At 70.7% G+C, this 23,240-nt stretch carries 20 protein-coding genes; 17 read left to right on the forward strand and 3 right to left on the reverse strand.

Annotation, left to right across the window (positions count from 1 at the left end; all coding sequences use genetic code 11):
• The first annotated feature begins 1 nt into the window (after position 1).
• The 4 genes from NVS83_RS01680 to NVS83_RS01695 are packed head-to-tail and all read left to right on the forward strand — an operon-like array spanning position 2 to position 3,354.
• On the forward strand, positions 2 to 691 hold the full coding sequence (locus NVS83_RS01680) for a DUF2793 domain-containing protein (RefSeq protein ID WP_258737764.1): 690 nt from the start codon (positions 2 to 4) through the stop codon (positions 689 to 691).
• Positions 692 to 708: 17 nt separating this feature from the next.
• Positions 709 to 1,014 carry a spike base protein, RCAP_Rcc01079 family gene (locus tag NVS83_RS01685; RefSeq protein ID WP_258731122.1) on the forward strand — a complete coding sequence of 102 codons (306 nt, stop codon included), beginning with the start codon at positions 709 to 711 and terminating at the stop codon, positions 1,012 to 1,014.
• A 1-nt stretch (position 1,015) separates the two neighbouring features.
• Positions 1,016 to 1,885: a hypothetical protein gene (locus NVS83_RS01690; protein ID WP_258737765.1), complete on the forward strand. Its 870-nt coding sequence runs from the start codon at positions 1,016 to 1,018 to the stop codon at positions 1,883 to 1,885.
• Positions 1,882 to 3,354, forward strand: coding sequence for a right-handed parallel beta-helix repeat-containing protein (locus NVS83_RS01695; protein WP_258737766.1), 1,473 nt, complete (start codon positions 1,882 to 1,884; stop codon positions 3,352 to 3,354). Before NVS83_RS01690 ends, NVS83_RS01695 begins: the two co-directional genes overlap by 4 nt.
• 41 nt (positions 3,355 to 3,395) lie before the next feature.
• Here the strand turns inward: NVS83_RS01695 and NVS83_RS01700 are convergent, their stop codons facing one another.
• Positions 3,396 to 3,734 carry a VanZ family protein gene (locus NVS83_RS01700; RefSeq protein WP_258737767.1) on the reverse strand — a complete coding sequence of 113 codons (339 nt, stop codon included), beginning with the start codon at positions 3,732 to 3,734 and terminating at the stop codon, positions 3,396 to 3,398.
• Between the two features lie 460 nt (positions 3,735 to 4,194).
• Here NVS83_RS01700 and NVS83_RS01705 point away from each other — a divergent pair, with 460 nt between their 5' ends.
• From NVS83_RS01705 to NVS83_RS01765, 13 genes are all read left to right on the forward strand, one after another.
• Positions 4,195 to 5,001 carry a glycoside hydrolase family 108 protein gene (locus NVS83_RS01705; RefSeq protein ID WP_258737768.1) on the forward strand — a complete coding sequence of 269 codons (807 nt, stop codon included), beginning with the start codon at positions 4,195 to 4,197 and terminating at the stop codon, positions 4,999 to 5,001.
• 138 nt (positions 5,002 to 5,139) lie between these two features.
• Positions 5,140 to 5,376, forward strand: a complete 237-nt coding sequence (locus tag NVS83_RS01710) for a hypothetical protein (protein ID WP_258737769.1) — start codon at positions 5,140 to 5,142, stop codon at positions 5,374 to 5,376.
• Positions 5,377 to 5,447: 71 nt separating this feature from the next.
• Complete coding sequence (locus tag NVS83_RS01715; protein ID WP_258731115.1) at positions 5,448 to 6,119, forward strand: response regulator transcription factor; 672 nt, start codon at positions 5,448 to 5,450, stop codon at positions 6,117 to 6,119.
• Positions 6,119 to 7,498: an ATP-binding protein gene (locus tag NVS83_RS01720; RefSeq protein ID WP_258737770.1), complete on the forward strand. Its 1,380-nt coding sequence runs from the start codon at positions 6,119 to 6,121 to the stop codon at positions 7,496 to 7,498. The genes NVS83_RS01715 and NVS83_RS01720 overlap by 1 nt, the downstream gene beginning before the upstream one ends.
• An 85-nt stretch (positions 7,499 to 7,583) precedes the next feature.
• The gene (locus tag NVS83_RS01725; protein ID WP_258737771.1) at positions 7,584 to 8,048 is read left to right on the forward strand and encodes an RT0821/Lpp0805 family surface protein; all 465 of its coding nucleotides are present in this window, start codon (positions 7,584 to 7,586) and stop codon (positions 8,046 to 8,048) included.
• Between the two features lie 142 nt (positions 8,049 to 8,190).
• The gene (ccmI, locus tag NVS83_RS01730; protein ID WP_258737772.1) at positions 8,191 to 9,336 is read left to right on the forward strand and encodes a c-type cytochrome biogenesis protein CcmI; all 1,146 of its coding nucleotides are present in this window, start codon (positions 8,191 to 8,193) and stop codon (positions 9,334 to 9,336) included.
• Positions 9,337 to 9,339: 3 nt separating this feature from the next.
• A complete protein-coding gene (gene ccmE / locus NVS83_RS01735; RefSeq protein WP_258737774.1) occupies positions 9,340 to 9,786 on the forward strand; it encodes a cytochrome c maturation protein CcmE in 447 nt (148 codons plus the stop codon).
• Positions 9,783 to 11,768: a heme lyase CcmF/NrfE family subunit gene (locus NVS83_RS01740; RefSeq protein ID WP_258737775.1), complete on the forward strand. Its 1,986-nt coding sequence runs from the start codon at positions 9,783 to 9,785 to the stop codon at positions 11,766 to 11,768. Before ccmE ends, NVS83_RS01740 begins: the two co-directional genes overlap by 4 nt.
• Positions 11,769 to 11,770: 2 nt before the next feature.
• Positions 11,771 to 12,277, forward strand: a complete 507-nt coding sequence (locus tag NVS83_RS01745) for a cytochrome c-type biogenesis protein (RefSeq protein WP_258737776.1) — start codon at positions 11,771 to 11,773, stop codon at positions 12,275 to 12,277.
• 96 nt (positions 12,278 to 12,373) lie between these two features.
• Positions 12,374 to 13,918 (forward strand): Do family serine endopeptidase, encoded by a 1,545-nt coding sequence (locus NVS83_RS01750; protein ID WP_258737777.1) that lies wholly within the window; start codon positions 12,374 to 12,376, stop codon positions 13,916 to 13,918.
• A 412-nt stretch (positions 13,919 to 14,330) separates the two neighbouring features.
• Entirely contained in the window at positions 14,331 to 15,011 is a 681-nt protein-coding gene (locus tag NVS83_RS01755; RefSeq protein ID WP_258731106.1) for a response regulator transcription factor, read from the forward strand.
• Positions 14,995 to 16,416, forward strand: coding sequence for a sensor histidine kinase (locus NVS83_RS01760; protein ID WP_258737778.1), 1,422 nt, complete (start codon positions 14,995 to 14,997; stop codon positions 16,414 to 16,416). Before NVS83_RS01755 ends, NVS83_RS01760 begins: the two co-directional genes overlap by 17 nt.
• Positions 16,417 to 16,463: 47 nt before the next feature.
• Positions 16,464 to 19,490 carry a bifunctional [glutamine synthetase] adenylyltransferase/[glutamine synthetase]-adenylyl-L-tyrosine phosphorylase gene (locus tag NVS83_RS01765; protein WP_258737779.1) on the forward strand — a complete coding sequence of 1,009 codons (3,027 nt, stop codon included), beginning with the start codon at positions 16,464 to 16,466 and terminating at the stop codon, positions 19,488 to 19,490.
• Here NVS83_RS01765 and NVS83_RS01770 read toward each other — a convergent pair.
• Complete coding sequence (locus tag NVS83_RS01770) at positions 19,487 to 20,668, reverse strand: NAD(P)/FAD-dependent oxidoreductase (protein WP_258737781.1); 1,182 nt, start codon at positions 20,666 to 20,668, stop codon at positions 19,487 to 19,489. The genes NVS83_RS01765 and NVS83_RS01770 overlap by 4 nt on opposite strands.
• Entirely contained in the window at positions 20,665 to 22,998 is a 2,334-nt protein-coding gene (locus NVS83_RS01775) for a PAS domain-containing sensor histidine kinase (protein WP_258737782.1), read from the reverse strand. The genes NVS83_RS01770 and NVS83_RS01775 overlap by 4 nt, the downstream gene beginning before the upstream one ends.
• Positions 22,999 to 23,240: the final 242 nt, after the last annotated feature.

The following is a 23,240-nucleotide window of genomic DNA, read 5'->3' on the forward strand; positions in this document are numbered from 1 at the left end:
CATGAGCGAGACCACCCCCCTGCTGGCGCTGCCGCTGATCGCGGCGGCGCAGGCGCAAAAGCACGTCACCCACAACGAGGCGCTGGTGCTGCTCGACGCGGCGACCCAGCTCGCCGTCCTCGACCGCGGCCGCACCACCCCGCCTGGCGCGCCGGCGGCGGGCGACCGCCATCTGGTGGCGGCCGGGGCGGGCGGCGAATGGGCCGGCCATGACGGCGAGATCGCGCTCTACGACGCGGGCTGGCGCTTCCTAGCGCCGCGCGCGGGCTGGCGCGCCTATGTCACGGCCGAGCGCCTGACGCTGGTCCATACCGGGACGGAGTGGTCCGACCTTCTCGCCGGCACACCCTCGGGCGGGATGGTGACGCTGCGCGCCAGCGAGATCGAGGTCGACCTCGCCGGGTCGTCGGTTTCGACCGCGCTGGTCATTCCCAACCGGACGATCTGCCTCGGCGTCGCCAGCCGCACCCTCCTCGCCGTGACCGGGGCCGGCGCCTACGACGTCGGCACCGCGGCCGAGACCTCCAAGTTCGGCGGCTCGCTCGGGGCCGCGGCCGGCTCGACCAATATCGGCGTGATCGGGCCGCAGGCCTTCTACGCCGACACCCCGGTGCGCGTGAGCGCCGTGGGCAGCGCCTTCACCGGCGGGCGGGTGCGGCTCGTCCTCACCACGCTCGCCTTCGCCATCTGAACCATCGGGAGCCTGCCATGCCCTACGATCCCGCCAGGGACCCCTGGCGCGGAAGCGCCGTCTCGCCCACCAGCCTCGGCCGTGCCGGGGCGGCGGTGACGCCGAGCGACGACGCCGACCTCGAGCGCTATGCGCGCATCCGCGTGTTCGCGCCGGCCGCGCTGGAGAGCGCCGAGGTCTCGATCCTTCCCCTGGACGCCGCCGATGGCGAGCCGCTGACCCTGCCGGTGCCGGTGGGGCTGGTGAGCGTGCTCGAATTCCTGGTCCGGCGCGTCCTCGCCACCGGCACCACGCCTGGTCTCATCATCCACACGGTGAACTGACATGACCGCGACGATTCAGATTCCGCTGCACTGGAACACCAATGCGCCCCTGCCGGAGATCCGGCTGGAGGATTACGACTTCACCGGCAAGGAGATCGAGCTCACGATCACGCCGGAATCCGGCCCGCTGGCGCCCTTCGTGCTGTCGAGCGCCGACGAGGGCGGCCTGTCGCTGCTGGAGCCCAACGGCGAGGGCGACGTCGAGGGCTGCCGGATCGACGATGTCGGCAGCTTCGTGAACGAGCTTCCGCTGGGCCAGCACACGCTGGTCGACATGTACGCCATCACCGGCGCCGAGCGCCAGAAGGTGGCGGCGGGCTCCATCACCGTCGGCGGCGCGGGCGAATATCTCGGCGCCGAGATGGCGCTGGTGCAGGTGCCCGGCATCCAGGGCCCGTCCGGCTACTCGCTGCTGACCGGCGACGGCGCACCGGATGCGGGCACCGGCGAGAGCGGCGATCGCTACATCGACAACCTGACCCTCGACCTCTGGGGCCCGAAGACCGAAGGCGGCTGGGGCGGCGCGCCGGCCGGTTCCTGGCTCGGCCCGCTGGTGACAGCCGCCACGCCCGCCTACGCGATCGGCGACGACATCACCTTCGACCACGTGACCCATGCCGGGGTCGGCACTGTGAGCGTCGCCGGCGAGGTGGACGTCACCCTGCCGAACGACACGCCGGCCGGCTATGGCGGCGTCGCCTTCTCGCCGGAGGGTTCGACGATCCAGCTCGTCGCCGCCTCGGGCGCCAGCCTCGCTCATCCCTACGACCACAGCCGCAGCCTCGAGAAGGGGCTGATCGTCTGGCACTGCGTCGCCAATGCCGACGATGCGAGCGCGGTGTGGGCCATTTCCGGAGCGACCCAGTCATGAGTTTCGGTCTCGGAATTTCCCTCGCGTCGGTGGCGAGCCGGGCGGCCGCCATCCTCACGCCCTTCGACTACTACGTCGACCCGGTGAACGGGTCGGCGCTCAACTCCGGCCGGACACCGGGCGCGGCCAAGGCGGCCTGGGGCGACGTGCCGGTGGAAGCGGGCATGCGCATCGGCTTCGTCCGCGGCGAGACGCTCTACAGCAACATGCTGCGCGAGAGCCTGCTGCTGACCGCCAACGTGCACATCGGCGCCTATGGGGCGGGCTACAGGCCGATCGTCGCCAGGTCGGTCCGCCACACGTCGGGCTGGGCGAACAGCTCCGGCACGGTCTATGCGAAGGACATCGGCTACGCCGCGCAGAACGTGTTCGTCCTCTCGGGCGGCGACACCGTCACCAAGCTGATCGTCAACACCAGCACGCCGACGACCCCCGGTGCCGGCGGCTTCGGGGTGAGCGGCACCAGCGTCTATATCGACGTCGGCGGCGACCCGGCCGGGATGCTGATCGAGATTCCCGCCAGCGGGACCGACGACAACATCCAGTTCAACACCGGCTCGGACTATTCCGTGGTCGAGGGCATCGCCTCCTGGTTCGGCCCGAACAACGGGTTCGAGGCGACGGGCGGCTCGGTCGGGGTCGAGGTCAGCATGTGCGACCTCAGCTACAACTCGAATGACGGCTTCGGCGCCCATGGCACGGCCTCGATCGCCCGGATCGAGGATTGCGTCGTTCGGCGCAATGGCGGCGCGCGCACGCTTTCGGGCGGGCGCGGCGACGGCATTTCCTTCCACGACTACACGACCGGCTTCATCCGCCGCTGTGACATCCGGGACAACGAGAAGTCCGGCATCTCCAACCAGTCGAGCGCCTCGGTCGACACCGACCGCTGCTTCCTGCGCAACAATGCCCAGGAACTGTTCATCCTCTCGATCACCAACCAGGTCGGGGGCACGCACAATTTCACGTCCAACGTGATCTACGTGCCCGGCGCCGACGACCTTGCCGGCTATGCGCTTCAGATCGGCAATGTCGGGATCGCCACGCCGGAGAACCGGCCGACTGTGAACGTGTTCAACAACACGTTCTACGGCTCGGCCATCATCTCCTCGCGCTCGGCGATCCGCTCGCTGACGGGCAATGTGACGTCCCGGAACAACATCATCACCGGGTTCTCGCGCGGCCACGACTACCGTTCGAGCGACACCACGGCGACGCTCGATAACGACTATGACTGCCTCTACAACTGCACCACGCCCTACTTCAACAACGGCACGGCGGGCGTTACCGCCGGGGCCCACGACGTTGCGGCGAACCCGCTGTTCGTGAGCGCCGGCACCGACTTCCGCCTGCAGTCCGGCTCGCCCTGTGTTACGGCCGGCGTGGCCGTGGAGGGAGTGACGGCGGACAAGGACGGCAAGCCGTTCGCCAGCCCGCCCTCGATCGGCGCCTATCAGTTCGCGGCCTGACGGGTCCTTCGTCTTTATGAAGAGGGTCGCTCCCGCCGGCGCTATTTCCAGGGCCGGGCGGCGGCGACGCGGCTGATCAGCATGCCGACCACGAACGCCGCCGCCTTTATGGCGGCGTCGTGCACCTGCGCGTGGCGCGTGGGGATCAGCTCCTGGGCGAGTTCGAGGGCGACGGCGTAGCCGAGGCCGATGGCGAGCGGCAGCAGCCACCGGCGCGGGAACAGCCATCCCATCGACACGCCCAGGAGCGCGAAGGCGAGAGCGCGTTCGACATCGGCCGACGACGACAGGTGCGGGCGGAGCCAGATCGGCACCACCGTCGCGGCGGCGATGCCCAGTGCCAGGGCGACGGTCATCAGGAGGGGTATGCGGGAGATCATTCCTTCACTCACCTTGGCGCCATGCAATGGCCGGATGCCAACCGATCAGCTGGCGCCGGCGGGGCCTTGCACGCCGCGTGCCGACGACCGGCGGGCGCTGCAAGGCTGAGAGGTGGAGACACGCACGCATGCCGCCGCTTCAGCGGTTCCCGGTCCACGCGAGCGCGCTGGGGAGGTGATGGACGAGCTCCGCCGCCGAACCCCCGACGACGGCGCGGCCCACGATGCGGGCGCGGCCCACGATGCTGACAGCGATCGAGGTCGTCGGATATTCGGCGTCTTCCTGGTCATCGGCGCCTGACGGTTCGACGACGAGGCCGTCGGCCCCCGGGTACAGCGGTGCGCCGGCAGGTCGGGCACCCGCCGGCGCCGGCCATTAGACCACATCGAACCGGCCGATCAAACGACGGCCGCCTGCCGGCGGCCCTTTCATTTCCGTTCCCCGCAACCGGAGACTGCCATGACCGCGTCGAGCTTCGACGAGGCGCTCAAGCGCGTGCTCGTCCATGAGGGCGGCTATGCCGACCTGCCCGCCGACCCCGGCGGGGCGACGATGAAGGGGATCACCCAGCGCGTCTATAACGGCTGGCGCCGGCGCCGGGGGCTGGCGGCGCGCAGCGTGCGCCGGATCGGCGACGACGAAGTCACGGCGATCTACCGGGCGCAGTACTGGGACGCGATCCGCGGCGACGACCTGCCGGCGGGCGTCGATTATTGCGTGTTCGACGCCGCGGTGAACTCCGGTCCCGCGCAGGCCGCGAAATGGCTGCAGCGCGCCGTCGGTGCGGCGGCCGATGGCATCGTCGGGGAGGCGACACTGTCCGCGGTGCGGGCGGCCGAACCCGTCGAGACAATCGACGCGGTGTGCGACCGCCGCCTCGCCATGCTGCGCGGACTGAAGACCTTCCGCACTTTCGGCGCCGGCTGGACCCGGCGCGTCGCCGAGGTGCGCGAGACGGCTGCCGGGATGGCGCGGGGCTCTACCGGACGGCTGCAACCTCCCGCCGTCGTCTCGGATCCTTCGACGGCGGCCAAGGCGCGCCCCTCGGACCTGCGGCTCGGCCGGACGCGCGAGGGCGCGGGCGGCCTGATCGCGGGCACCGGCGGGCTGGCGGCGATCATCGCCGAACAGGCCGACCGGCTGGCTCCGCTCGCGGGAGTCGCCGAGCCGCTGAAATGGACCTTCGCCGCGCTGATGCTGGCCGGCGTGGCGCTGACGCTGCACGCCGCGATGGCGCGCATCCGGGCCGGGGAGAGCCTCGCATGACGGCGCTGCTCGGCCTTCTCGCCAGCCCCGCGGCGCGGGCGGCGGGGCTGCTGCTGCTCGCGCTCGCCGTGGCGGGCGGTCTCTATGCGAAAGGAAGGTCCGACGGGCGCGCCGCCTGTGTGGCCGAGGGAGAACGCGATGTGTCCGACACGATTCTACGCGCTGATCGCGCGCGTGCTGCTGCTGAGCGGCGCGACGCTGACGATCGCCGGCTGCGCGACGACGACGCCTTCCGCCGCGACTAGGGGCGCCTGCGGCGCCTTCCGCGCCATAAGCTGGGCCAGCGCCGACACTGACGCCACGATCCGCCAGGTGAAGGCGCACAATGCGGTGGGCCGCGAACTGTGCGGCTGGCGCGGCGAGGCGCCGACCTGACATCGGCGCCCGGCGATGGCATTCTCCGCGCGCCGCGCGCGCCGCGCGGCGTTGCCGTGAGGAGCAAGAGGTTGCGCCTGCTCGTCGTCGAGGACGATCCCGACCTGAACCGCCAGATGTATGAGGCCCTTGTCGAGGCCGGCTATGTGGTCGACCGCGCCTATGATGGCGAGGAGGGCCACTATCTCGGCGATACCGAGCCCTATGACGCCGTGGTGCTCGACATCGGCCTGCCGAAGATGGACGGGCTGTCGGTGCTGGAGGCGTGGCGGCGCGGCGACCGCAAGATGCCGGTCCTCATCCTCACCGCGCGCGACCGCTGGAGCGACAAGGTGCAGGGCTTCGATGCCGGCGCCGACGACTATGTCGCCAAGCCCTTCCACATGGAGGAGGTGCTGGCGCGCATCCGGGCGCTGCTGCGCCGCTCGGCCGGCCACGCCGCCAGCGAGCTGAGCTGCGGGCCGGTGATGCTCGACACCCGCTCCGGGCGGGTGACGGTCGACGGGCGGCAGGTGAAGCTGACCTCGCACGAGCACCGCCTGCTCGCCTATCTGATGCACCATGCCGGGCGGGTGGTCTCGCGCACGGAGCTGGTCGAGCATCTCTACGATCAGGACTTCGACCGCGATTCGAACACCATCGAGGTGTTCGTCGGGCGGCTGCGCAAGAAGCTCGGCATCGAGGTGATCCAGACCGTGCGCGGGCTCGGCTACCTGCTCACGCCGCCGGAGGCGCCGCGCTGATGCGCGCCGGCTCGCTCGCCCTACGCCTCTTCATCTCGGCGACCGTGGTGAGCGCGCTGGTGCTGCTGGTCACCGGCTTCGCGCTGTCCTCCATCTATCGCGACGCGGTGGAGCGCTCCTTCGATCAGCGGCTCGACGTCTATCTGAAGACGATCGTCGCCGACGTCGCCAACGCGCCGGCCGGCACCATGCCCGAGCCGACCACGCTCGGCGATCCGCTGTTCAACTTCCCCATTTCCGGCTGGTACTGGCAGATCGCCCGCATCGACGGGCCGGCGACGCAGGTGAAGACCTCGCGCTCACTGCCCGAGGGAAAGCTGCCGATGCTGTTCAAGAGCGGCTCCAAGGCCGACCTGACCGGCATGCGCTACAGCTACGCCAAGGGCCCCGAGGAGCAGAATCTGCGCCTCGTCGAGCGCACCGTCGACCTCGGCGAGGACGGGCGCTACGCGGTCTCGGTGGCCGCCGACGCCGGCGAGATCGAGGACGAGGTGGCGGGCTTCGACCGCGCGCTCGCCGCGACGCTGGCCGTGCTCGGCCTTGCCTTCCTGCTCACCCTCGTGTTCCAGGTGCTGTTCGGCCTTCGCCCGCTCAGGCGCATGCGGGTGGCGCTGCACGAGGTTCGGGTGGGGCGGGCGGACCGGATCGCCGGCGACTTTCCGGTCGAGATCGCGCCGCTGGTCGCCGAGGTGAACGGGCTGATCGAGGCCAATCGCGAGATCGTCGAGCGCGCGCGCACCCATGTCGGCAATCTCGCCCACGCACTCAAGACGCCGATCTCGGTGCTGCAGAACGAGGCCGCGCGGGCGGCCGTCGCCGGCGACCCGCTGGCCGCCAAGGTGGCCGAGCAGGCCGAGATGATGAAGGGGCAGGTCGCCCATCATCTCGAACGCGCGCGCATGGCCGCCCGGGCCTCGGTGGTCTCGACGGTGGAGGATGTCGGGCCGGTGGTCGAGAAGCTGGCGGGCACGCTCGCCAAGGTCTACCGGTCCAAGGGGGTGGCGGTGGAGGCCGAGGTCGCGCCGCGCGTGCGCTTCCGCGGCGAGCGCCAGGACCTCGAGGAGATTCTCGGCAACCTGGTGGACAATGGCTGCAAATGGGCCCGCTCGCTGGTGGAGATCGCAGTGGTGCCGGTGCCCGGCGTGGCCGGCCGGCGCGACTTCTTCGAGATCGTCATCGATGATGACGGGCCGGGCCTGACCGCCGAGCAGCAGGCCGAGGCGCTGAAGCGTGGCAAGCGGCTCGACGAGACCAAGCCGGGCTCGGGGCTCGGCCTTTCCATCGTCTCCGAGCTGGTATCCCTCTATGGCGGGCGGCTCGACTTCGCCCGTTCGCCCATCGGCGGGCTGCGCTGCATGGTGCGCCTGCCGGCCGCGTGACCCGGGTGACGGAGCCCCGGTTTCGCCCTATTCCTACCGCTTCGTGCCACGCACGTTTCGTGACCGAGCTGGAGGAAACAGTTTCATGCGCGCTTACCACCTTGTCGCCGTCGGCCTTATCGGCGGGCTCCTCGCCGGCTGCTCCCCCCAGGACAACCCGAACACGGTCGGGGGCGCGGCGGTCGGCGCGCTGGCGGGCGGCGTCATCGGCCAGATCGCGGGTGGCAACACCGGTGCGACGCTGGCGGGTGCGGCGATCGGCGGGCTGGTCGGCACCGCCATCGGCAGCGCGCTCGACGATCAGGATCGCCAGCGTGCGCAGGCCGCGCAGACGCAGGCGCTCGAATATGGCTCGCCCGGCGCGCCGGTGAGCTGGCGCGGCGACAGCGGCGCCTACGGCACCATCGTGCCCGGTCCCACCTATGCGCGCGGCGGCTCGCCCCGCTGCCGCGAATTCACCCACACCATCTACGTCGACGGCCAGCCGCAGACCGCGCGCGGCACCGCCTGCCGCAACCCGGACGGCACCTGGTCGCCGGTCGCCGGCTGACGCGGAGCCGATTCGCATCACGCTCGCGTGAGACGGCGCCGCAGTTCCGCCCATTGGGCGAGGCTGCGGCGATCCGACTGAGGGTGATACGGATTGGCGGCGCCGTGCCGGTCGGCTAACTCAGCGCATTAGAGGAAGACTAATGTTGCTGTGGATCGCCTTCTCGCTGATGACCGGCGCCGCCATCCTGGCGGTGCTGTGGCCGTTGCGCACGGGTGCCGGCGCGGCGCCCGAGGCCGCGAGCGCGGCCGAGGCGGACCTTGCTGTCTATCGCGACCAGCTTGCCGAAATCGAGCGCGACCGCACCGCCGGGCTGATCGGCGAGGGCGAGGGCGAGGCCGCCCGCGCCGAGGTGGCGCGCCGCATCCTGCGTGCCTCCGCGGAAGTGCACGCGACGCGGGCCGCCTCCGCCGGCAATGTCGGCCGCCGGCGGGCCGCGGCGCTGATCGCGCTTATCGGCGTGCCGGTGCTGGCGGGTACGCTCTACATCCTGCTCGGCTCGCCCCAGCTTTCCCCCCAGCCACTAGCAGCGCGCCTCAACGCGCGGCCCGAGGAGGCCGACGTCGCGGTGCTGATCCGCAAGGTCGAGGAGCATCTCGAAGCCAATCCCGACGACGGGCGCGGCTATGAGGTGATCGCGCCGATCTACCTGCGGATCGGGCGCACCTCCGACGCCGTGCGCGCCTGGTCCAACGCGATCCGCCTGCTCGGCTCCAGCCCGTCGCGGCAGAGCGGGCTCGGCGAGGCGATGGTCGCCGACGCCGACGGCGTGGTGACGGCGGAAGCCTCCGCCGCCTTCCAGCAGGCGCTGGCGCAGGACCCGAAAGACCCCAAGGCACGCTATTTCCTCGGCCTCGCCGCCGAGCAGGACGGCAAGACCGCCGAGGCCGCCGCCTACTGGAGCGCGCTCGCCGCGGATTCGCCGGCCGGCGCGCCCTGGCTTCCGCTCGTCCATGCCGCGCTGGCCCGGGTCGGCGCCACCGCGCCGGCGCCGCAGACCGCGCAGATGCCGGGCCCCGGCGCCGCCGATGTCGCGGCGGCCGAGGATATGACCCCCGAACAGCGCAGCCAGATGATCCGCGGTATGGTCGAGCGCCTTTCCGCGCGGCTCGCCGAGGATGGCGACGACCTCGAGGGCTGGCTGCGGCTCATGCGTGCCTGGACCGTGCTCGGCGACGCCGACAAGGCGAAGGCCGCCGCCGCCGATGCGCGCGACCATTTCGGCAAGGACGACGCCGCGCTCGCCCGCATCGACGCGCTGGCGCGCGAACTCGGCCTCGGGAGCTGACGAATGACCCGCAAACGACGGCGGCTGCTGCTCATCTTCTCCGCCCTCGGCGTGCTCGGCGTCGCCGCCGGGCTGGTGCTGTTCGCGCTCAACGACACGATCGTGTTCTTCCGCACGCCGAGCGAACTCGCCGCCGAGCACGCCGTGCCCGGCACGCGGCTGAGGCTGGGCGGGCTGGTGAAGGACGGCAGCGTCGTCAAGCAGGACAATGCGCATGTGCGCTTCGTCGTCACCGATGGCGGCGGGGAGATCGCGGTGAACTATGCCGGGCTGCTGCCCGACCTGTTCCGCGAGGGGCAGGGCGTGATCGCCGAGGGCACGCTCGAGACCGACGGCAGCTTCCGCGCCGACACCGTGCTCGCCAAGCATGACGAGAAGTATATGCCCAAGGAGGTGGCGGACGCGCTGAAGAAGCAGGGCGTCTGGAAGGAAGGCGAGGCGACGCGATGAACCCCGAGATCGGCCATTACGCCCTCGTCCTCGCCCTCGCGGTGGCGATCCTGCAGACCACCATCCCGGTCTGGGGTGCGCGGGCGGGCGACGCGGCGCTGATGCGGGTGGGAACGGCGCTGGCGATCGTGCTGTTCGGCTTCATCAGCCTGTCCTTCGCCACGCTGGTCTCGGCCTATGTGCAGTCCGACTTCTCGGTGCTGAACGTGGTCGAGAATTCGCACTCGATGAAGCCGCTGCTGTTCAAGATCACCGGCGTGTGGGGCAACCATGAGGGCTCGATGCTGCTCTGGGTGCTGGTGCTGTCGCTGTTCGGCGCGCTGGTGGCGCTGTTCGGCTCCAACCTGCCGGCGACGCTGAAGGCCAACGTGCTGGGCGTGCAGGGCTCGATCGCCACCGCCTTCCTGCTCTTCATCCTGCTCACCTCGAACCCGTTCATCCGGGTGGTGCCGGCGCCGGCCGAGGGGCAGGACCTCAACCCGGTGCTGCAGGACATCGGCCTCGCGATCCATCCGCCGCTGCTCTATCTCGGCTATGTCGGCTTCTCCATCACCTTCGCCTTCGCCGTCGCGGCGCTGATCGACGGGCGCATCGACGCCGCCTGGGCGCGCTGGGTGCGCCCCTGGGCGCTCGCCGCCTGGGCCTTCCTCACCGTCGGCATCGCCATGGGCTCCTACTGGGCCTATTACGAGCTCGGCTGGGGCGGCTGGTGGTTCTGGGACCCGGTCGAGAACGCCTCGCTGATGCCGTGGTTCGCCGGCACGGCGCTGATCCATTCCGCCGTGGTGATGGAAAAGCGCGACGCGCTCAAGGTGTGGACCATCCTGCTCGCCATCCTCGCCTTCTCGCTGTCGCTGCTCGGCACCTTCCTGGTGCGTTCCGGCGTGCTGACCTCGGTGCACGCCTTCGCCACCGATCCCTCGCGCGGCGTGTTCATCCTCGGCATCCTGATCTTCTTCATCGGCGGCTCGCTGGCGATCTACGCGCTGCGCGCGCCGGCACTGCGGCAGGGCGGCATCTTCGCGCCGGTCTCGCGGGAGGGCGCGCTGGTGCTGAACAACCTGCTGCTGACCGCCGCTGCGGCGGCGGTGTTCGTCGGCACGCTCTACCCGCTCGCGCTCGAGGCCTATAACGGTGCCAAGATCACCGTCGGCCCGCCCTATTTCAACCTGACCGTCGGCGCGCTGATGGCGCCCGTCGTGTTCGCCATGCCGTTCGGCCCGCTGCTGGCCTGGAAGCGCGGCGACCTGCTGGGCGCGGCGCAGCGGCTGATGGCGGCCTTCGGCGCGGCCATCCTCGCCGCCTTGGCTGCGGTCTATGTGCAGGGCGGAGGCCCGGTCCTCGCGCCGGTTGGCATGGGGCTCGCGGCCTTCATCGTCATCGGCGCCTGCGTCGACATCGCCGAGCGCGCCGGCTTCGGCCGGGTGCCGGCGGCGACCGCCTTCGCGCGCTTTCGCGGCCTGCCGCGCGCGACCTTCGGCGCCGCGCTCGCCCATGCCGGCGTCGGCATCTGCCTGATGGGGATCATCGCCGAGACGAGCTGGAACGCCGAGCGCATCATCGGCGCGAAGATCGGCCAGAGCTTCGAGGTCGGGCGCTACGAGCTCACCCTCGACCGGCTGGAGCCGCGCCAGGGCCCGAACTACCGGGCCCTCGTCGGCGTCTTTTCCGTGCGCCGGGGCGGGGCGGACATGGGCACCATCGAATCCTCCAAGCGCCTGTTCACCGCCCGCAGCATGTCGACCACCGAATCGGGCATCCGAACCTACGGTCTCAGCCAGCTCTATGTGAGCCTCGGCGACGAACTGCCCGGCGGCGCGATCGGCGTGCGCGCCTACTGGAAGCCGCTGGTCACGCTGATCTGGCTCGGCGCGCTGATCATGGCGCTTGGCGGCGTGCTCTCGCTCTCCGACAGGCGCCTGCGCGTGGGAGCGCCGCGACCGGCGAAGAAGCCTAAGCCGGCCGCGGTGCCGGCGGAATGAGGATGAAGCGCCTTCGCGCCCTTGCCTGCGCGGCGCTGCTGCTGCTCGCCGGCGTCGGTCCCGTCTTCGCGGTGCGGCCCGACGAGATGCTGGCCGACCCGGCGCAGGAGGCCCGCGCGCGCGCGCTCTCCAAGGAGCTGCGCTGCATGGTCTGCCAGAACCAGTCGATCGACGATTCGGACGCGCCGCTGGCCCGCGACCTGCGCCTGCTGGTGCGCGAGCGCATCAAGGCCGGCGACAGCGACGACCAGGTGCTGGGCTTCCTGGTCTCGCGCTATGGCGAGTTCGTGCTGATGCGTCCGACCTGGCACGGCACCAACTGGATCCTGTGGCTGTCGCCCTTCCTGGTGCTGGCGGTGGGCGGGGCGGGGCTCGTCTTCGCCTATCGCCGCCGCCGAGCGCCCGCTGCGGCCGCCCCGCTCAGCGCCGAGGAAGAACGCCGGCTGCACGAGCTTCTCGACGGCCCGGAGCCGCGGGACGGGGACGGCCGCAACGTTACAAATGTTTAAGCTGCCCGCCAGCCTGCGTTAAGGAGACCGACACTAGGGTCCTCATCAAGCCTCCCCGGTCGGGGAGTGAAACGACCGTCGAACGAGGACCGACCCATGTCGCGCAACGCGCTTCCCGAGACTTCCACGAAGACCTCCTCCACCCTGCGCCGCAGCCGCACGCGTCTGCTCGCCGGCGTGTTCACCCTCGCGCTCGCCGGCGGTGCCGTCGGCGCCTTCGTGCTGCCGGAGACGGTGACGCCGGCCTTCGCCCAGCTCTCCACCAACCAGCCGGCCAGCACCTTCTCCTTCGCCGACATCGTCGAGAAGGTCTCCCCCGCCGTGGTGAGCGTGAAGGTCAAGAAGGACGCCGAAGAAGATGTCGCCATGGGCGACGACGGCGACATGGGCCAGGTGCCTCCCCAGATCCAGCGCTTCATGCGCCGCTTCGGTCTGGGTCAGGGTCAGGGGCGCGGCGACATGTCCCCCCGTCACGGCCACGGCCGCGTCGTGGGCCAGGGCTCCGGCTTCTTCATCTCCAATGACGGCTACATCGTCACCAACAACCACGTCGTCGAGGGCGCATCGGAAGTCGACGTCACCCTGACCAACGGCAAGAGCTACACCGCCAAGGTGATCGGCACCGACCCGCGCACCGACGTCGCGCTGATCAAGGTCGACGGCCGCAGCGACTTCCCGTGGGTGAAGCTCTCCGAGAAGGCGCCGCGCGTCGGCGACTGGGTGGTCGCGGTCGGCAACCCGTTCGGCCTCGGCGGCACCGTCACGGCGGGCATCGTCTCGGCGCGTGGCCGCGATATTGGCTCGGGCCCGTATGACGACTTCCTGCAGATCGACGCCCCGATCAACCGCGGCAATTCCGGCGGCCCGACCTTCAGCCTCGACGGCGACGTGATCGGCATGAACACCGCCATCGTCTCCCCCTCGGGCGGCAATGTCGGCATCGCCTTCGCGATCCCCTCGGAGACGATCTCGCAGGTGGTCGACGCGCTCAAGAGCGGCGGCCAGGTCGCCCGCGGCTATGTCGGCGTGCAGATCCAGCCGGTCAGCGACGAAGTGGCCGAGGCGCTCGAGCTCAAGGACACGCAGGGCGCCCTGATCGCCCAGGTCCAGCCCGGCACCCCGGGTGAGAAGGCCGGCCTCAAGCCCGGCGACATCGTGACCGCGATCGACGATCAGCAGATCAAGGACGCGCGCGAGATGTCTCGCGAAGTCGCGAGCCACAAGCCCGGCAGCACCATCAAGCTGAGCGTGCTGCGCGACGGCAAGCCGATGACCCTATCGGTGACGCTGGAGCAGCTTCCCGACCAGGTCGCCTCGGCCAACAACCCGGACACCGAGAGCGGCACCCATGAGGTGCCCCGCCTCGGCCTGTCGCTGGCGCCCGCCAAGGGTGTCGCCGGCGCCGGCGACCAGGGCGTCGTGATCACCCAGGTCGACCCGGACGGCCCGGCCGCCGAGAAGGGCCTGCGCGAGGGTGACGTCATCCTCGACGTCGCCGGCAAGCCGGTCATGTCCCCGAACGACGTGCGTGACGGTCTCGCCGCGGCCGCCAAGGAAAACCGCAAGGCCGTGCTGATGCGGGTGAAGAGCGACCGCGGCACCCGCTTCGTCGCGATCTCGCTCGACAAGAGCAACGGCTGACGATCGGTTCCGGCTGCGGCCCGTTCCGTCGCCCCCTGGGCAACAGCCGGTTCGGTGGCGCGGGGAGTCCGAAAGGGCTTCCCGCGTCGACCTGCTTCCCTCCATCCGGAGACGCCGGGCACGCAAGCAACGGCGGGCCCCGTATCTCCCGATATTGATCCTGCCTCTTCGTAAATGACGACTATTTTCAAATAACAGGCCCTGTTCAGGCCCGACGACACGTCTTTTGTTTGCTTATTGCTTGAATAAAATATCGTGAATGCGCCGCTCATTTCTTTCGGTCATCGGCGACGTTCGACGTATTCGCGAAGAGCAGCACTCCGTTTGCGAAGGTGTCAATATGGTGTTCCCTTCCGATCCCGGTCGCGTAGAGTCCGATACGATTCTACGAGAGGAAATCGACACTACAGCCATGCGCCTGCTCGTCGTCGAAGATGATCGCGATGCCGCCGACTATCTGCGCAAGGCGCTCCGTGAGGCCGGCCATGTCGTCGATCTCGCCGCCGATGGCGAGGAGGGCCTCGCCTTCGCCCGCGAGGGCGGCTACGACGTGCTCGTCGTCGACCGCATGCTGCCGCGCCGCGACGGCCTCTCGCTCATCGCCGAGCTGCGCGCGCGCGGCGACCAGACGCCGGCGCTGATCCTTTCCGCCCTCGGCCAGGTGGATGACCGCGTCACCGGCCTGCGCGCCGGCGGCGACGACTACCTGCCCAAGCCCTATTCCTTCTCCGAGCTGCTGGCGCGGGTCGAGGTGCTGGCACGCCGCGGGGCGCCGCAGGCGGCGGACACCGTGTACCGGGTTGCCGATCTCGAACTCGACCGCCTCGCCCATCGCTGCACCCGCGCGGGGCAGGAGATCCCGCTGCAGCCGCGCGAGTTCCGCCTGCTCGAATATCTCATGCGCCATGCCGGCCAGGTGGTGACCCGCACCATGCTGCTGGAGAATGTGTGGGACTACCATTTCGACCCGCAGACCAACGTGATTGACGTACATGTCTCGCGGCTGCGCTCGAAGATCGACAAGGGGTTCGACCCGCCGCTGCTCCAGACGGTGCGCGGCGCCGGATACATCATCCGTGACGTCGCTCGGTAGGCTGATCCGCACCACCGCGTTCAAGCTGATCGCGGCCTATCTCCTGGTGTTCGCGGTCTTCGCCGGCTCGGTCATCGCCTATCTCGGCTGGCACACCCAGCGCCTCGTAACCCGGCAGGCGATCGAGGCGATCGACGCCGACGCGCGCTATATGCAGGCCCAGTTCGAGCGCGGCGGCATCAGCCGGCTGGTGCAGGTGGTGAACCGCCGCGCCCGCGCGCCCGATGCCGGGCTGCTGCTGGTGACCAGCTTCAGCGGCGACCCGCTGGCCGGCAACGTGCTCAACCTGCCGCTCCCTGTGCTGAGCGAGCCCGGCTGGAGCGAGATCAGCTATGTGCGCTCGGAGGAGGCACAGGCGCCGCCGAGCCGGGCGCTGGTCAACGTCATCTATCTCCCCGGCGAGTTCCGGCTGCTGATCGGACGCGACATCGTCGAGCGCGAGGAACTGCGCAAGATCATCATCGGTCCGGCGGTGTGGGGGCTCGTGCTGCTGGTGGTGCTGGGATTCGCGGGCGGGCTGTTCGTCACCCGCCGCGTGCTGAAGCGCATCGACCAGATGACCGCCGTGTCCGAGAGCATCATGGCGGGCGACCTGTCGGGACGCCTCGCCGTCGCCGGCACCGGCGACGAGTTCGACCGCCTCGCGCTGAGCCTCAATGCCATGCTGGAGCGCATCGAGACGCTAATGGCGGGGCTGAAGGAGGTTTCCGACAACATCGCCCACGACCTCAAGACGCCGCTGACGCGCCTGCGCAACCGCGCCGAGGATGCGCTGCGCACCGCGCAGGCGGACGAGGACTGGCGCGCGGCGATGGAGCGCACGATCGAGGAATCGGACGGTCTCATCCGCACCTTCGACGCGCTGCTGATGATCGCCCGCGCCGAGGCGGGGCAGGCGAGCGCGGCCATGGTTCAGCTCGACGTCGCCGAGACGGTGGCAGGCGTCGCCGAGCTCTACGAGCCGCTCGCCGACGAGGCGGGGCTCGACCTCGATCTGTATGTCGAGGGCCCGCTGCCGGTGAGGGGTGTGCGTGAATTGCTGGCGCAGGCCTTCTCCAACCTGATCGACAACGCGATCAAGTACTCCGCCCCGGACGCGCCGGGCACGCGGAGGCGGGTCCGGCTCGCCGCCGAGAAGGTCGAGGGCCGCGCGCGGGTGACGATTGCCGACGAGGGCGCGGGCATACCGGAGGCGGAGCGGCCGCGGGTGGTGGAGCGCTTCGTGCGGCTGGAGGCGAGCCGTACCCGGCCCGGCTCCGGGCTCGGCCTGTCGCTGGTCGCGGCGGTGGTGCACCTGCATGGCGGCACGCTGAAGCTAGAGGACAACGAGCCGGGCCTGCGGATCGTCGTCGAGTTGCCGCTCGATGCCGAGGGCACCGACGAGCCGCCGGCTAGCTCTTTGTGAACGAAACGCACCTAGACTGCGTTTGATCCGAGCGAGGCGGGGTAAGGATGGCGCTGGCGCGCACGAGGAAGGCGGCGATCGAGGTGGGCGAAAGGCCCGTCGAGCCGGCGGCAATGCCGGCGGAGGCGCTGGTGGCGCGGCTGCGCGCCGCCGAGGCGCTGGCCGTGCGCAAGCTGGCGCCCGCGCTCGCCGAATTGCTCGAGGACGTGTCCGCCGAGCAGCGCCGGTCCTTCACCGCGCTGATGAAGGCCCATCCCGCCGCCCATGCCGTGCTGGCCGGCGTCGCCACCCATTCCCCCTTCCTTTCCGACCTGATCCGCCGCGATCCGGCGCGGCTGGCCGGCCTGCTCGCGGCCGATCCCGCCGAACATCTCGCGCAGGCGCGCGAGGAGACGCTGTCGCTCGTCGCGGCGAGCGGGGACGAGGATGCCGTGATGGCGGCGCTGCGCCGGCTGCGGGCCGAGACCGCGCTCACCGTCGCCCTCGCCGATATCGGCGAGGTGTTCGACCTCGCCGCCGTCACCCGGGAACTCACCGCCGGCGCTGATGCCGCCGTGCGGGCCGCGGTCGCCTTTCTGCTGCGCGAGGCGGCGGGGGCGGGCAAGCTCGACCCGGCGACGCTGGGCGAAGACGGTGCCGGCGCGGGCTACACTGTGCTCGCCATGGGCAAGCACGGCGCGGGCGAGCTCAACTATTCCAGCGATATCGACCTGATTGTGCTCTACGATCGCGAGGCGGCGCCACTCGGCGAGGATGTCGAGGCCGCGCCGTTCTTCGTGCGGCTCACCCAGCGCCTCGTGCGCCTGCTGCAGGAGCGCACGGCGGACGGCTATGTGGCGCGGGTGGATCTGCGCCTGCGCCCCGATCCGGCCTCGACGCCGGTCGCGCTATCGCTCGAGGGGGCGCTCGACTATTACGAGCGCGAGGGCGCCACCTGGGAGCGCGCCGCCTACATCAAGGCGCGGCCCATCGCCGGCGACATCGCGCTCGGCCACGCCTTCCTCAGGCAGCTCTCCCCCTTCGTCTGGCGCCGCTCGCTCGACTATGCGGCGGTGGCCGACGTCCATGCCATGAAGCAGGACATCCACGCCTTCCGCGGCCATGAGGCGATCGCGGTCGAGGGGCACAATGTGAAGCTCGGGCGCGGCGGCATCCGCGAGATCGAGTTCTTCGTTCAGACCCAGCAGCTCATCGCCGGCGGGCGCGACCCGCGCCTGCGCACCCCGCGCACGCTGGAGGCGCTGGCGATGCTGGCCGAGACCGGCTGGATCGACGAGACCGTGCGGGCCGAGCTCGACGAGGCCTATCACTTCCTGCGCCGGGTCGAGCACCGGCTGCAGATGGTCGCGGACGCGCAGACCCACACCCTGCCCGAGAGCGCGGAGGCGCTGGCCGACTTCGCCGCCTTCATGGGCTATGCCGACCGAGACGCCTTCGCCGCGGCGCTGACCCGGCGGCTGGTGACGGTGCAGAACGACTATTCGCGCCTGTTCGAAGACGTGCCGCCGCGCGCGGCGGTGGATGGCAGGCTGGAGTTCCCGGCCGAGTCCGACGACCGCGAGACCCTCGCCACGCTCCTCAAGCTCGGCTTCGCCAATCCCAGGGCCGCCAGCGCCACCGTGCGCGGCTGGCTCGCCGGCGAGCACCGGGCGCTGCGCCCGGCCGATGTGCGCCAGCACCTCGCCGCCATCGTGCCGCCGCTGATCGACGCGCTGGCGCGCGGGGGCGCGCCCGACGCAGCGCTGAACGCAGCCGACCTCTTCTTCCGCGAACTGCCCAGCGCCCACCGCCTGCTGCCGGCGCTGGCGCTTCATCCCGATCTCGTGCGCCTGCTGGCGACCATCCTCGGCACCGCGCCGCGGCTCGGCGAGATGCTGGCGCACCGCCCCTCGCTGATCGACGCGCTGCTCGACCCCGCCTTCTTCGGCGCGCTGCCGGACGAGGAGGCGCTTGCCGCCCGGCTCGACGCGCTGCTGGAGGCGGCCGAGAATGAGGAGGACCTGCTCGACCAGGCCCGCCGCTTCCGGCAGGAGCAGCACGTGCTGATCGGCGTGCGCATCCTCTCGGGCACCCTGCCGGCGGCGCGCGCGGGCGAAGCCTTCGCGAGGCTCGCTGGCATCATCATCCGCGCCCTTCTGGCGGTGGTCGAGCGGCGCTTCCGCGAGGCGTACGGCACCATCCCCGGCGCCGAGGTCGCTGTGATTGCCATGGGCAAGCTCGGCGGGCGGGAGATGACGGCGGGCTCGGATCTGGACCTCATCGTGCTCTACGATTTCGATCCCGAGCATCCCGAGAGCGACGGGCCGCGCTCGCTCGAGGGCGGGCACTATTTCGCCCGCTTCACCCAGCGCCTCATCAGCGCGCTGACCACCCCCACCAATGCCGGCCAGCTGTACGAGGTCGACCTGCGGCTGCGCCCCTCCGGCCGCTCCGGGCCGGTGGCGACCAGCCTGCCGCGCTTTGAGGTCTACCAGGCCGAGGAGGCGTGGACCTGGGAGCATATGGCGCTCACCCGCGCGCGCGTCGTCGCCGCCTCGCCCGCCTTTGCGGCGCGGGTGGAGACGGCGATCGGCGCGGTGCTGCGGCGCCGGCGCGATACCCGGCGGATCGCCGACGACATACGCGACATGCGCGCCGCCATCGCCGAGGAGAAGGGCGAGGACGAGCGCTGGGACCTGAAATATGCGCGCGGCGGGCTGATCGACATCGAGTTCGTCGCGCAGTATCTCGTGCTCGTCCACGCCGCGCGGCACCCCGCGATCATGGACACCTCGACCCTGCGCGTGATCGAGGCGGCGCGCGCCGCCGGGCTGATCGACGCCGAGGACGGCCAGCTTCTCGCCGAGGCCTGCCGGCTGCTGCACGACCTCACCCAGGTGCTGCGCCTCGCGCTGGCGGGGCCGTTCAGGCCGGCCGAGGCGAGCCCGGCGCTGCGCCGGCTGCTGGCGAGGGCCGGCGGCATGCCGGACTTCTCGACGCTGGAGGCGCGCCTGTTCGAGATCGAGGACGAGGTGCGCGCAATCTTCGGACGGGTGCTCGACCCGTCCTCCGCGTGCGGCGATCCAGAGAGCTAGAGCGCCGGGACCGGGCTGACGTCGAGCTTGTGCGCCACCAACTCGGCGATGGCGAGGCTGGCGGTGAGGCCGGGCGATTCGATGCCGAAGAGCTGCACCAGCCCCGGCACGCCATGCTCCTGCGGCCCGTCGATACGGAAATCGGCCGCCGGCACGCCGGCCGGCACGATCTTCGGCCGGATGCCGGCATAGGCGGGCTGGAGCGCGCCGTCGGGCAGGGCCGGCCAATAGCGGCGGATCGCGGCGTAGAACGCGTCGCCGCGCGCCGGGTCGACCCCGTAGTCGCGCGTGACGATCCACTCCGTGTCGGGCCCAAAGCGCGCCTGCCCGCCGAGATCGAGCGTCAGGTGCACGCCGAGCCCGGCCTGCTCGGGCACCGGGTAGACGAGGTGGGTGAAGGGGGCGCGGCTCGACAGGGTGAAATAGGACCCCTTGCAGAAGAACGCCTCCGGCACCGCAGCGGCCGGAATGCCCTCGATCGCCCGCGCCAGCGGCACCGCGCCGTGGCCGGCGGCGTTGACGAACAGCCGGCAGGCGAGCCGCATCGGCGCCTCGCCGCCCACCTCCAGCGTGAAGCCCTCGGCTCCGGCGGTCCCGGAGATGATCGGCGCGTGGAAGGCGATCATGCCGCCCGCGTCCTCCAGATCGCCGCGATAGGCGAGCATCAGCCCGTGGCTGTCGATGATGCCGGTGGAGGGTGAGAGCAGCGCCGCCTCGGCCTGCAGCGCCGGCTCCATGGCGCGCGCCTCGGCGCCGGCGAGCGGGCGCAGATCCGTGACCCCGCAGGCGCGGGCATGGGCGTCGATGGCCTCGAGCTTGGCGGTCTCCGCCGCGCTGGCGGCGACGATCAGCTTGCCGCAGCGCCGGTGCGCGATGCCTCGCTCCGCGCAATAGGCGTAGAGCGCCTCCCGGCCGGCGACGCAGAGCCCGGCCTTCAGCGTGCCCGGCGCGTAGTAGATGCCGGCATGGATGACCTCGCTGTTGCGCGCCGAGGTGTCCGAACCGATGAGGCCGGTCGCTTCCAGCACCAGCACCTCGAGACCCTGCCGCGCGAGCGCCCGGGCGATGGCGAGGCCGACCACGCCGGCACCCGCGACGACGCAGTCGACGGACGCGGTTTCGGTGGGGGCGGGGTCGGCTGGAGCGGTATCGACGGACGCAGCTTCGGGCGTGCTCATGAGGTGGCCGGGATCGGCCGCTCCGCGCGCGCATTGCGATAGTGCAGCGCCGGCCGGCCGTTGAGAGGCAGGCGGATGACGACGGTGGTACCCACGCCTTCCGACGAGCGGATGCGCATGGTGCCACCATGCAGCTCGACCAGCGACTTGGCAATGGCGAGGCCGAGGCCCGAGCCCTTGTAGGTCTTGGTGAACTGGCTCTCGACCTGCTCGAACGGCTTGCCGATCTTGGCCAGCGCACTCTTGGGGATGCCGATGCCGCTGTCCTCGATGACGAGCAGCGCCGCGCGCGAGAAGCGACGTGTGCGCACGGTGATACGCCCGTTCTCGGGCGTGAACTTGATGGCGTTCGAGATCAGGTTGAGCGCGATCTGCTTCAGCGCTCGCTTGTCGGCCTCGATGGCGACCGGCCCCTCGCTCTCGCTGGCGAGGGTGAGGTGCTTCTCGTCGGCGCGCACCGACATCACCCGGATGGCGTCGGTGACGATCTCGTCGAGCTGCACCGGCTGCAGCGCGAGCTGGAAGCGGCCGGCCTCGATCCGCGACATGTCGAGGATGTCGTTGATGACGTCGAGCAGGTAGCGGCCGGAATCGCGGATGTCGCGGCAGTACTCGTTGTACTTGTCGCTGCCGAGCGGGCCGAACAGGCCGCTCTCCATCAGCTCCGAGAAGCCGATGATGGCGTTGAGCGGCGTGCGAAGCTCGTGGCTCATATTGGCGAGGAATTCGGACTTGGCGCGGTTGGCGTCCTCGGCCCGGGTCTTCTCGTCGGCATAGTTCTGCGCCAGCTCGGCGAGCTGGAGCGCCTGCATCTCCAGCGTCTGCTGCGATTTGCGCAGGTCCGCGACCAGTGCCATCAGGCGCTTCTCGCTGTCCATGAGGCGTTCCTCATGGCGCTTCAGCGCGGTGATGTCGGTGCCGACCGAGACGAAGCCGCCATCCTTGGTGCGACGCTCGGTGATCTTCAACCAGCGCCCGCCCTCGAGCTGCGCCTCGAAGGCGCGCGCGCCTTCCTCCGGCCGGTCCTCGGCGCGCAGCGGGATGCGCAGCACCGGCTTGCGCGCCTGCTCGGCCACCGCCTCGAACGGGGTGCCGGGCGCGACATTGGCGTCGCCGAAGCCGTGCAGGCTCTGGAACTTTGAGTTGCACATCACCAGCCGGTTGGTGCTGTCCCAGAGCACGAAGGATTCCGAGATGCTCTCGATGGCGTCGCGCAGGCGCATGTCGGCAGTGGCGGTGCGCTCGGCGAGGCGGCGCTCCTCGGTGATGTCGACCGCGATGCCGACCAGATGCGGCGGCTCGCCATTCTCCTGCGCCACCACCTCGGCCCGCGCGCGCAGCCACAGCCAGTGCCCGTCGGCGTGCTTCATGCGGAACATGCGGTCGATCGAGCGTCCCGGCTTGTCGGCGATCTCCTTGGCGATGTCGTAGAGGTTGGTGTCGTCGGGATGAACGAGGGCCGAGACCTCGCCGAACGAGATCAGCTCGTCGCGCGGCTCGTGGCCGAGCATCTCGAACATGGATTCGGACCAGAACATGCGCCCGCGTCCCATGTCCCAGTCCCACAGGCCGCAGCGCCCGCGTGAGAGCGCGGTGTCGATGCGCGCGCGCACCGTGTCGTAGATGCCGTCCGCCTCGCGCGCCCGGGTCGCCTGCCAGTGGAAGGCGAAGCCGAGGATCATCAGCACCGCGCCCGTGGTGCTGAGCAGGGTGACGGTGAGGATGGTGTCGGACTGCCAGGTGTTCAGCGCCCGCCCAAGCGGCTGGATGGCGACGAGCTGGAGCGGGGTGGCGCGCAGATTGTGCACGGTGGCGAGCGCGGCCGAGCCGTCCGGCATCGCCACTTCCAGCACGCCGGCATCCTCGGCGAAGATGGTGAGCGCCTGCACGTTGACGACCAGATGGCGGATCTGCTCGGTCACGGCGGCGCGGGCGTCCTCGTCGTGCACGGCGACCACGGTGCCGGCGCTGTCGATCAGCCCGTAGCGGCGCCCGTCCTCGGCGGCGCGCGGGGGAAGGCTGGAGGCGAGCAGGGCGTCGGGGGCGGAAAGATCCGCGCCGGGCCGCCCGATCTCGCTGGCGATGGCGGTGGCGAACAGGGCCAGCTCGTCCTTCGCGCTGGCCACGGCCTCGGACCGATAGGCGCGGTTCTGGACGATCGCGGCAACCGCGACGATACCTATGAAGGCGACGATAAGCGCCGGCACCGCCTTGCGCATGAAGGGTTCGGCGTCGACCAGCCGCTGATACGCGGGTCGTGCTACCGAGCGCGCCAGACCTCGCATGGCCTGTACGCGCACGGAACCGCCCGCAGCGTTGGCGCGAGCCATCGCCGGCCTCCCCGAAGTCCCGAACCCTTTCCCAGTCGACCTGGAGGGATGTGCCGCATCTCTCCGAATCACCCTGATTTGAATCGAATCGTACCCTTCCTGTCCAGAGTCCCCAGCGAGTCAAGTTTGCGGCGAGGCAACCGAAGGGCGAGTGGGCGGTGCCTCGATAGGGGTCGCGACGCGATGGCCGATGGACGGATCGCGCGGCCCGGTGCTATGCGCTCGGCCTCATCTTTATGGGC

Origin of the sequence: Ancylobacter mangrovi (assembly GCF_024752335.1) — a bacterium.
GTDB classification, from domain to species: Bacteria; Pseudomonadota; Alphaproteobacteria; order Rhizobiales; family Xanthobacteraceae; genus Ancylobacter; species Ancylobacter mangrovi.